This window comes from Vibrio sp. V01_P9A10T6 (genome assembly GCF_963877065.1).
GTDB lineage: Bacteria > Pseudomonadota > Gammaproteobacteria > Enterobacterales > Vibrionaceae > Vibrio > Vibrio anguillarum.
Genome location: NZ_CAWNTB010000143.1, coordinates 22,357 through 32,890 on the forward strand (window position 1 = coordinate 22,357; position 10,534 = coordinate 32,890).

7 protein-coding genes are annotated in these 10,534 nt (G+C 45.3%); 4 read left to right on the forward strand and 3 right to left on the reverse strand.

Annotated features, from left to right (window positions below; translation table 11 throughout):
- Positions 1-3 precede the first annotated feature (3 nt).
- Together csrD and AACQ21_RS08065 are read right to left on the reverse strand one after the other, a co-directional pair.
- On the reverse strand, positions 4-1,992 hold the full coding sequence (csrD, locus tag AACQ21_RS08060; RefSeq protein WP_105976381.1) for an RNase E specificity factor CsrD: 1,989 nt from the start codon (positions 1,990-1,992) through the stop codon (positions 4-6).
- A 129-nt stretch (positions 1,993-2,121) separates the two neighbouring features.
- The gene (locus AACQ21_RS08065; protein WP_013857892.1) at positions 2,122-2,655 is read right to left on the reverse strand and encodes a single-stranded DNA-binding protein; all 534 of its coding nucleotides are present in this window, start codon (positions 2,653-2,655) and stop codon (positions 2,122-2,124) included.
- A gap of 285 nt (positions 2,656-2,940) precedes the next feature.
- On the opposite strand from AACQ21_RS08065, the gene AACQ21_RS08070 reads away from it, so the two are divergent.
- The 4 genes from AACQ21_RS08070 (at position 2,941) to AACQ21_RS08085 (ending at position 9,378) form a co-directional block, all read left to right on the forward strand.
- Complete coding sequence (locus AACQ21_RS08070; protein WP_064624269.1) at positions 2,941-3,588, forward strand: LuxR C-terminal-related transcriptional regulator; 648 nt, start codon at positions 2,941-2,943, stop codon at positions 3,586-3,588.
- Positions 3,589-3,705: 117 nt separating this feature from the next.
- Positions 3,706-4,575, forward strand: coding sequence for a UTP--glucose-1-phosphate uridylyltransferase GalU (galU, locus tag AACQ21_RS08075; RefSeq protein ID WP_013857894.1), 870 nt, complete (start codon positions 3,706-3,708; stop codon positions 4,573-4,575).
- A gap of 152 nt (positions 4,576-4,727) precedes the next feature.
- On the forward strand, positions 4,728-7,550 hold the full coding sequence (gene uvrA / locus AACQ21_RS08080; RefSeq protein WP_105976384.1) for an excinuclease ABC subunit UvrA: 2,823 nt from the start codon (positions 4,728-4,730) through the stop codon (positions 7,548-7,550).
- Positions 7,551-7,584: 34 nt separating this feature from the next.
- Positions 7,585-9,378, forward strand: coding sequence for a PglL family O-oligosaccharyltransferase (locus AACQ21_RS08085; RefSeq protein ID WP_105976382.1), 1,794 nt, complete (start codon positions 7,585-7,587; stop codon positions 9,376-9,378).
- A gap of 113 nt (positions 9,379-9,491) precedes the next feature.
- Here AACQ21_RS08085 and mgtE read toward each other — a convergent pair.
- On the reverse strand, positions 9,492-10,534 hold a 1,043-nt coding region (mgtE, locus tag AACQ21_RS08090; protein WP_105976383.1), incomplete at its 5' end, for a magnesium transporter.

Consider the following 10,534-nt stretch of genomic DNA (forward strand, 5'->3'; position numbering starts at 1 on the left):
CTTTTATTTTTTACGCCAACGATTTCTTCGCCCTAAGGTCACGCTAGGGCTAATTATTTTCTCAGGTAACAAAGGCTGTTCTTCTTCAAACAGTCGGCCTTGCCCACCATGAATGCCTAGGTTTTTTAGCGTTTGCCACTCTTGCTCTGTTTCAACACCGACCGCAATAACTTGAGTCTGAGTACCGCCACAAGCACCGATCATGCTACGAACAAACAGCTGATTTTCATGCCGTTGGTCTATTTTCTTCATCAAACTGCGGTGTAACTTAAGGAAATCAATCTTAAGATCTTTTATGTAGTGAGTGCTGACAATCGTTCTGCCAGCCTGCCCTACGATTACCTTAGCACCAAGGCCGGAGATCATCTTAATAACGGGGCGCATATAATCGAGATGCTGTACTAACCGACCTTCAGGAAACTCAAAGGAGAGCTGCGATCGGCTACTCGAGGTAAGTTGCAACAATTCATGCCGGAACCACTTAAAATACGACTTATCGGCGAATGGGACGACATGCAAGTTCACTGACACATTGACCTTAACTTCAGAGCTTTTAAGCAAACGAACGACTTTAAGCAATACGGCTCGATCCATTACCATTTCATAACCCACCGTTTCTAAGGCTGAATGAAAGCGAGAGGCTTTTATAACACCTTGTTCTGGATCATCAATACGCGCAAACAACTCATCGTGCAGCCATACTAAATCATTCGTCTTTTCAAGCAAATAGCAAGGTTGACGGAATAAAATTATTTTCTCAGGCGTCAGCACCTGATCAAACAAAGTTCGCCAACGCACACTGCCGCGTTCCTCTTGGAAAAAAGTACTCTTTTTAAAGCGGCTCCACGTGTTCACTCGCTGTAACTGAGCACTTTTTAAGGCCGTTTCTGCCTCATCCAACACTCGACCACGCCGCTCGCCTTCGCTGTACATACTGATACCTATATGGCACCAGTTTTCTTTATCGAGCGGCTCTGGAGGCGATATGCGCGCTAAAAGCTTCAAACATTGTGTAGCAATAGAAGCGACCTCTTTTACCCCTTGGTGCGGCACAAAAATGGCAAAATCGGTATCGTAATAGCGAGATAAAATCACATCCGGGTAACGCTGTATGACGTTAGAGATGTTCTCCCCGACTTCCACAACGAGATCATCCGCTGCTTTTTTATCATTTTCTTCGCACAGAGAATCCCAATCATCGATTCGCACTAACAAAACGCCACCACGCGCGCCATTCTCTAACAAGGCTGATTCCAATTTGCTATCAAAAAGGACACGGTTGGCCGTACCCGTCAACTTATCTAAGAAGGTTTGGGTCCGGATAAAAGTATCAAAGCGGCTACGCTCTTGACGAGCATCTTGCAGCTCATCAATCAGGACATCAAGCGCCTCACTCGCCGTATAAGGCCACTCGCGGTGATCACCTTTGGCGTACTGCTCCACTCGACCGGCGAGAATCATTCGCCCTCGCTCCTCCAACAATTCAGATCCAAGCAATTGCTCTTTAAGCCACTTTACCCCACGAATCAAACAAAACACGATGAGACCAACTGCCAACGTAATAGACCACATGGCACCCAATGAGTAGCTATAACTGAGATAGGGCGGAACGGCTTTAAAGCTGATGCTGTAGCCTGGATTACGTTCAAGGATAATATCAATATGGTACAAACGGGCAGGGTCGACTTTGGACGAGGTATCTTTAAAACGGTAAATAACGCCAGCTGGTGAAAAGAGCTGCATTTCAACAATGCTACTGGCTTGCAACATTTTGGGCATCCAACGTTGCAATGAATAAGCGGCATCAGGATCTTCTATTTCTTTATCGACTACCTCCACAATTCCTGCTAGGTAGTGATTGAGATATTCTTGTCCAAGCCGTTGAAAAGACAAAGTTCCACCAATAAACAAAATGAACATTGCACTGGTTACGATGAGCGTAACAAAAGCTACTAACCGAGTACTCAGTTTCAGTGTTGGTGTATACCGCATGAATGCTGAATTCCTTTTCAACGTAAACTTTGTCGATCACTAAGCTGTGCTGACAAATAAGAAAATGCTAATAGTGATAACTATATAAAAAAGCCGCGGTTTTCGCGGCTTTTTTCGACATTCGAACGTTTAGAATGGGATGTCGTCATCAAAATCCATTGGTGGTTCATTATACTGAGGTTGAGCCTGTTGAGGAGCTGACTGCTGTTGCTGTGGTTGCTTTTGCATGGCAGGCTGCTGAGGTTGCCCCCATCCGCCACCTTGTTGCTGCTGTTGTGGCATTCCACCTTGCGCTGGAGCACCACCTTGAGCACGGCCACCCAACATTTGCATCACACCATTAAAACCTTGTACGACAACTTCGGTGGTATAACGATCTTGTCCGCTTTGATCTTGCCACTTACGAGTTTGTAGCTGGCCTTCAATGTACACTTGTGAACCTTTACGTAAGTATTCACCAGCAACTTCGGCTAATTTGCCAAACAGCGCAACACGGTGCCATTCGGTTTTTTCGCGTTGCTCGCCAGTTGCTTTATCACGCCATGAATCTGACGTTGCAATGGTGATATTTGCCACAGCAGCGCCACCAGGCATATAACGAATTTCTGGGTCGTTACCTAGGTTACCCACTAAAATAACTTTATTTACTCCACGGCTTGCCATGTTTTGCTCCGTCTTCCATCATGAGTGTTCTTTAAATAGCTGACTAGGATACCACGCTTTATGCGAGGCACAAATCTTCACAGAAATAGTTGTCAAAATTCATCTCACAATCTTGCTCAATTTCCTATTTTTTAGAACCACTACCTCTAATTTAAGGATGACAAAACACTCAGTTACCTTACTATATGAAACTAAGCGCAATTTTATTTATCTCGTTGGCTTTATAACCTAATTTCCGTCATTTTCTAGACAGTTGTCTAACATTCTCGTCAAAAGGAAGTGACCATGAGAAAAGCAAACTATACCCGCACCATTTACTTTCTCTGTTTAGATAAAGAGCAAGAACACCCTTATATTGACCATTTAACCGATCGGCTTGGGCTGCCCATTCCTAAAATTGAGCCCGAAACCCTGCGCCAAACGTATTGCTCAGATAAACACAAAATATTGATGATTGACCATGCCGATTATGCGCAGTTGCAACGACGCTTGGGAAACTGCCCATTAAACAGTCAGCATCATGAAACGATCCTCATCAATGTGTTGCAAAGATTAACCACGAATGACTTATTAACCTTTGGCCATTTAAAGGGGCTATTTTATAAAAATGACACCCTAGATAAAATTGCATTTGGGCTTGGTGAAATCATTAACGGACAAAATTGGCTACCCAGACACGCTGTAAGCCAGTTACTGCACTACTATCGCTACGCGTTTGAATCCCATACTGCTCAAGTGATTACAGACTTAACCGCCCGCGAAATACAGATCCTCCGCTGCTTACAAACTGGCGCATCGAATAACCAAATGTCGGAAGATTTATTCATCAGTGAATTCACAGTCAAATCACATCTCTACCAAATATTCAAAAAGCTATCGGTCAAAAATAGGGTCCAAGCGATTGCGTGGGCCAATCAAAATATTCTGTCTTAATTATGTGCTTTCACGCAGAATTTAGCTGAGTTCACCGCTTTAGTGGTGATAGCGTTTCATAAAGCATGATAAGGTTGCGCCATCAATTAACAATTCAAATAAAAATAAGGTTATAGCATGATCAAAAAATGCCTATTCCCAGCCGCTGGCTACGGTACACGTTTTCTTCCAGCGACAAAATCAATGCCCAAAGAGATGATGCCAGTAGTCAATAAACCCTTGATCGAATATGGTGTTGAAGAGGCGATTCAAGCCGGAATGACCGGGATGTGTATTGTGACTGGGCGTGGAAAACACTCGATCATGGATCACTTCGATAAAAACTATGAGTTAGAGCATCAAATTAGTGGCACCAACAAAGAAGAGCTACTGGTTGATATTCGTGAAATCATTGATACCGCCAACTTCACCTACATTCGTCAACGTGAAATGAAAGGTTTAGGCCATGCGATTTTAACGGGTCGAGAGTTAGTCGGCGATGAACCTTTTGCGGTGGTGCTGGCCGATGACTTATGTGTCAATCAAGAAAAAGGGGTTTTGGCACAAATGGTCGCTCTGTATAAACAGTTCCGCTGCTCAATTGTTGCCGTTCAAGAAGTGCCTGAAAATGAAACACATAAATACGGTGTTATTTCCGGTGAAATGATCAAAGACGATCTGTTCCGAGTGGATGACATGGTTGAAAAACCAGAACCAGGCACCGCACCAAGCAATTTAGCCATCATTGGTCGCTACATTTTAACCCCAGATATTTTTGATCTGATTGAGCAAACAGAGCCGGGTAAAGGTGGCGAAATTCAAATTACCGACGCGCTACTCAAACAAGCGCAATCAGGCTGTGTATTGGCGTATAAATTCAAAGGCCAACGCTTTGACTGTGGTAGCGTAGAAGGCTATATCGAAGCCACTAACTACTGCTTTGAAAACATGTACAAAAAGAACGAACAAAAAGTCGCGTTGGATAAACATTCGACTCATAAAGCTTAAGTAACCGAATGCGTTAGTCACCTAGCGCCTCCCCAATAAAAACCACGGCAAGTTCCGTGGTTTTTATTTACTGTTTTTTTATCCAGTACCTATTTGCACAAAACTCACACTATGCAATACTTGCTTAACTTGTGTTACATAGAGCCTAGATGATGGACAAAATTGAAGTTAGGGGCGCTCGAACCCACAACCTGAAAAATATCAACCTGACCATTCCACGCGATAAATTAACGGTGATTACAGGGCTATCAGGCTCGGGGAAGTCGTCTCTCGCCTTTGATACACTCTACGCAGAGGGCCAACGCCGCTATGTTGAATCGCTGTCTGCCTATGCACGCCAATTTTTATCTTTGATGGAAAAACCGGATGTTGACCATATTGAAGGTCTTTCACCGGCTATCTCTATTGAACAAAAATCAACCTCGCATAACCCTCGTTCTACGGTTGGCACCATTACCGAAGTTTATGACTACTTGCGTCTGCTTTATGCGCGAGTCGGTGAGCCGCGCTGCCCTGAGCACAAAGTTCCACTTCGCGCTCAAACCATCAGCCAAATGGTTGATAAGGTGTTGGAATTAGCTGAAGGTTCAAGACTGATGCTGCTTGCACCGATTGTGAAAGAGCGCAAAGGTGAACACGTTAAAACGTTGGAAAACTTGGCCGCACAAGGTTTTATCCGCGCCCGCATTGATGGTGAAACGTGCGATCTGACTGATCCACCAACCCTTGAACTACACAAAAAGCACACCATTGAAGTGGTGGTTGATCGCTTTAAAGTTCGTCCTGACCTACAGCAGCGCCTAGCCGAATCCTTTGAGACAACGCTCGAGTTGTCAGGCGGTATTGCTGTGGTTACTGACATGGATGGTGAAGGCGAACAGATTGTATTCTCAGCCAATTTTGCTTGTCCACACTGTGGCTACAGTATGCAGGAGTTAGAGCCTCGGCTGTTCTCATTTAATAACCCAGCAGGCGCATGCCACACCTGTGATGGTTTAGGCGTACAACAATATTTTGACCCTGAACGCGTTATCCAAGATAGCCAACTCAGCCTCGCGCAAGGAGCGATTCGTGGCTGGGATCAGAAAAATTACTACTACTTCCAGATGCTCACGTCACTCGCTGCGCATTATGATTTTGATTTACACACCCCATTTAACAAACTGCCTAAAAAGGTTCAGGAAATCATCTTGAAAGGCTCGGGGAAAACTGAGATTGAGTTTAACTACATTAATGACCGTGGTGATATTCGGGTTAAACGCCATCCGTTTGAAGGCATTCTCAATACACTTGAACGGCGTTATCGCGATACAGAATCTAACTCTGTCCGTGAAGATTTGGTGAAATACATCTCGACCAAACCTTGTACCAGTTGTAATGGCACCCGTTTACGCATCGAAGCTCGCAACGTATTTATCAATGACACCGCGCTCCCGGAAGTGGTGGAACTGAGCATTGCCGATGCCTTGCAATTTTTTCAATCTCTTGATTTAGAAGGCCAACGAGCACAAATTGCTGAAAAAGTAATGAAAGAGATCAATGACCGTTTGCATTTCCTCGTCAACGTTGGGTTGAATTATCTCAACCTTTCTCGGAGTGCTGAAACCCTGTCAGGAGGCGAAGCACAACGGATTCGCTTAGCGAGCCAAATTGGCGCTGGACTCGTTGGGGTAATGTACGTCTTAGATGAGCCATCGATTGGGCTCCACCAGCGTGATAACGAACGGCTATTAAAAACGCTCACGCATTTGCGCGATCTAGGCAACACGGTATTGGTTGTAGAGCATGACGAAGACGCCATTCGTATGGCGGATCATGTAATTGATATTGGCCCCGGCGCTGGTGTGCATGGTGGGCAAGTCGTCGCAGAAGGGAATGTGAATGACATAATTTCCAACCCTAATTCGCTCACGGGACAGTACCTGAGCGGCGCGAAAAAAATTGCGATTCCTACCGTGCGTACCCCGAGAGATCCCAAGAAAACGGTGGAGCTTATCGGCGCGTCGGGTAACAACCTCAAGACAGTTGATTTATCAATTCCTGTTGGCTTATTTAGCTGCGTAACAGGTGTTTCAGGCTCCGGTAAATCAACCTTAATTAATGATACCTTTTTTAAAATTGCTCATACGGCCTTAAATGGAGCCACCACAGCAACGCCTGCTCCATATCAAAAAATCAAAGGGTTAGAGCATTTTGATAAGGTCATCGACATTGACCAAAGCCCGATAGGCCGAACTCCCCGCTCAAACCCTGCCACCTATACGGGCATTTTCACACCGATCCGTGAGCTATTCTCGGGCACTCAAGAGTCTCGCTCTCGAGGCTATAAACCGGGTCGTTTTAGCTTTAACGTACGCGGTGGACGCTGCGAAGCATGCCAAGGTGATGGTGTGATTAAGGTTGAAATGCACTTTTTACCCGATGTTTACGTGCCATGCGATGTGTGTAAGGGCAAACGCTATAATCGTGAAACATTGGAAGTCCGCTACAAAGGCAAAGCAATTGATGAAGTGTTGGAGATGACCGTCGAAGATGCTTACGCTTTTTTTGAGCCCGTACCGATGATCGCTCGCAAACTCAAAACTTTGATTGACGTGGGTTTATCCTACATACGCCTCGGACAAGCGGCGACGACATTGTCAGGGGGCGAAGCTCAACGCGTCAAACTGGCTCGTGAACTATCAAAGCGCGATACAGGAAAAACCTTGTACATTTTGGATGAGCCAACGACTGGCTTACACTTCCATGATATCCAACAGCTCTTGACCGTACTGCATCGCCTACGCGACCACGGCAATACCGTGGTGGTGATTGAACACAACTTAGATGTGATTAAAACCGCAGACTGGGTGATCGACTTAGGGCCAGAAGGTGGACAAGGCGGCGGCGAAATTATTGCTCAAGGAACGCCCGAAGATGTGGCGCAGATCGAAGGTTCACACACAGCACGCTTTCTTAAGCCTATGTTGAAATAGAAAAAAACGGTAAAGTAAAGAAACCAGCAAGTGGTTGCTGGTTTCTTTTAATTGGAACGCGAGACCTATGGCAACATTGCATCTAAGCGGTACACAACTTGAAGCACAAACACCCGCCATCCCCTTAAACAAACCCTTTTTGCTTTCGATTGGCATTCTCTATTTACTGGCAATGCATTTTTTTATGCCCAACCCTGGTGGCTCAGGTCTGGCTTTATCTTTTAATCCAACCACTTGGCTTGCCCTTAGTTTTACGCTTTCATTAGGTCTGTATCAACTCGCATCTAACCGTAGGTTACGCTATTCCAAACTGACCATCGGTCTTTTCATCAGTTGTACCATCATGACGATTCCGCTGCTTTATACGAATGCTCTAATTGAGTCATCGCTGAGTCGAATGTTAGGACTATGGACTGGGCTGTTTTTTTTTGTATTGCTGCAACAATTTCGTTTTAGTAACAAACATAAGCAGCGATTACTCTGGTTTATCGTACTCGCGGTATTGATTGAAACTCTATTTGGTCTGTACCAATACTTTTTGCTTTCACCCGATAATATTTTTGGCTACAACACCCTCATCAACCGCCCTTACGGCATTTTTCAGCAACCGAATGTGATGGCGAGCTTTCTCGCGACAGGGCTGGTTATGTCCGGCTATTTACTGGCTCGTCAACCGAAAAAGTACAATCAGCATGTTAGCGAAGTGAGCCTACTTTATGTCACTCCACTGCTCACTGCACCGTTGCTGGTGATATTAGCCTCGCGCACTGGCTGGATTGGCGCGGTACTCGGCACGCTTTTTGTTCTGCCTTACCTATTTAAATTTTCGACGCCTACACGATTTTGGGGATGGAGCGCTGCGACGCTATTGGGTATTGCTTTAGGGTTTGTCGCTGTCTATTCCCAAGGCACGGGCGATTTTCTAGAGAATAAGGCTGATTTAGAGAGCCCTCGTCGTTATACCTTTCCTCAAACCATCGATATGGTCATAGAAAAACCCTTCACGGGTTATGGCTATGGCAAATTTGAATCTGAATATTTGCTTTATACCGCAAGGCAACACCAATTAAACCCTAGCTACCAACCGGGGTTGGCGTCGATGGATCATCCTCATAATGAATTACTATTCTGGGCGGTGGAAGGCGGTTTGTTACCTGTGCTAGGGATCACACTGGCCATGCTTTTCGTGCTCATGCGGATGTATTCGGCCAAGAAAGGGACCAGGCTTGCGATGTTCGCCCTTTTCATCCCTATCGTGTTACATAGCCAGCTCGAATATCCGTTTTACCATTCGGCTATTCACTGGGTAACCTTCATCATTCTTCTTTTTTGGGTTGATCAGCGAGTGGCTAAATACCGTTCAATTCCTTTTAGCATGATCAGTAAATCCCTGTTTCGAGTGTTGAGTTTAGTACTACCGATCTTAACGAGCTTTTATATGCTCAGTGCTCTGCACAGTAACTATGTGCTTACCCAATTTGAAAAATCTCAACCCAAGAACCCGGATATCCTACAAAAGGTGACGAACCCTGTGGTTTGGAAAGATCGTTTTGATTGGGATGTCTACAGCACTTACCTCAACATTGGCCTGTATAATCAAGATCCTAAATTGATTACGCCATACGTCGACTGGTCATTGGCCATCATAAAACATAAACCGCGTCCTGCTTTTTACAATAATCTGATCTTGGCTTACCAAGGTATTGGTGACGAAAGCCGCGCCGAGCAAATTCGCTCCGAAGCCGCATTTTTGTTCCCCAATATGGATTTCAGTGAGGTGCAGTATAGCCCGCCAACCAGTTCGGCTGATCGTTCGTCTGCCAATTAAATTGAGTATATGAGCCTTATTCATTAAAAAGCTTTCCCAAAAATAGAGAAAGCTTTTAACCGTTGAGCTTATTTCACACTCCAACCAGTAGATCTCACTGCCAGATGAGTGGCTTACGTCACTGGTGGAAAATCCAACACCATGGTAGCAACGCTGAAATAGATGATCACCCCGATAGAATCAGCAATGGTCGTGATCAACGGAGCACTGGCTGACGCAGGATCGAGCTTAAACTTATTCAGAATGAACGGAAGGAGCATTCCAACAACACAACCAATAATCACCACAATTTGCATCGTTACCGCAACGACAAAAGCGATATCACTGCCGCCTCGCCAAAAACCCAATAAAGAAACAGCAATGGCCATTGTTGCCCCTAATAACGCCGCAATCCCTAACTCTCGCACCAACATGGATAGCCAATCTTTCATCACCACTTCACCAGTGGCTAAGGCTCGAACCATCAACGTTGCTGACTGGGATCCTGCATTACCGCCGCTATCAATCAACAGTGGTAAGAAGAAGACCAAGGCGACATAGGTTTGAATCGTCTCCTCAAAGTACGCAATACCGGCACCAGAAAAAAGGTTACCAAAGACTAACAACACCAGCCAAAACACACGTTTCTTGTACATTAGCCATACGCTGGCTTCTTTAAGGTTACCGGTAAAACCAACCGCAGCGACTTTATGAAAATCCATATCCGCTTGCTGCTCGGCCACGTCCATCGCATCGTCATAAGTCACTATACCGACCAAACGAAATTGCTCATCAAAAACAGGCACCGCAAGTAAATCGTATTTACTAATGGCTTGCGCTGCACACTCTTGATCTTCATCGGCTCGCACAAACACTGTCTCTTTGGTCATGATGTCAGAGACAAGCGAGGTCGGTTGCGCCAGCACTAAATCCTTAAGCGAAAGTGTACCAAGTAAGCGATTCTGTTTATCAATCACATACGCTTGATAGATGGTTTCCCTCTCGTTGGCCATTTCACGTAAACGCGCAATCGCCTGCTGCACATCATCATCGGCGTTTAACGTCGCATAATCTGTCGTCATGATAGAGCCGACCGAGCCTTGCGGGTAGGCTGCAAGTTGTTGTACATCTTGCCGCTCTTGTTGATCCAGTAGAGCAAGTAGCGGCGGTTGGCGCG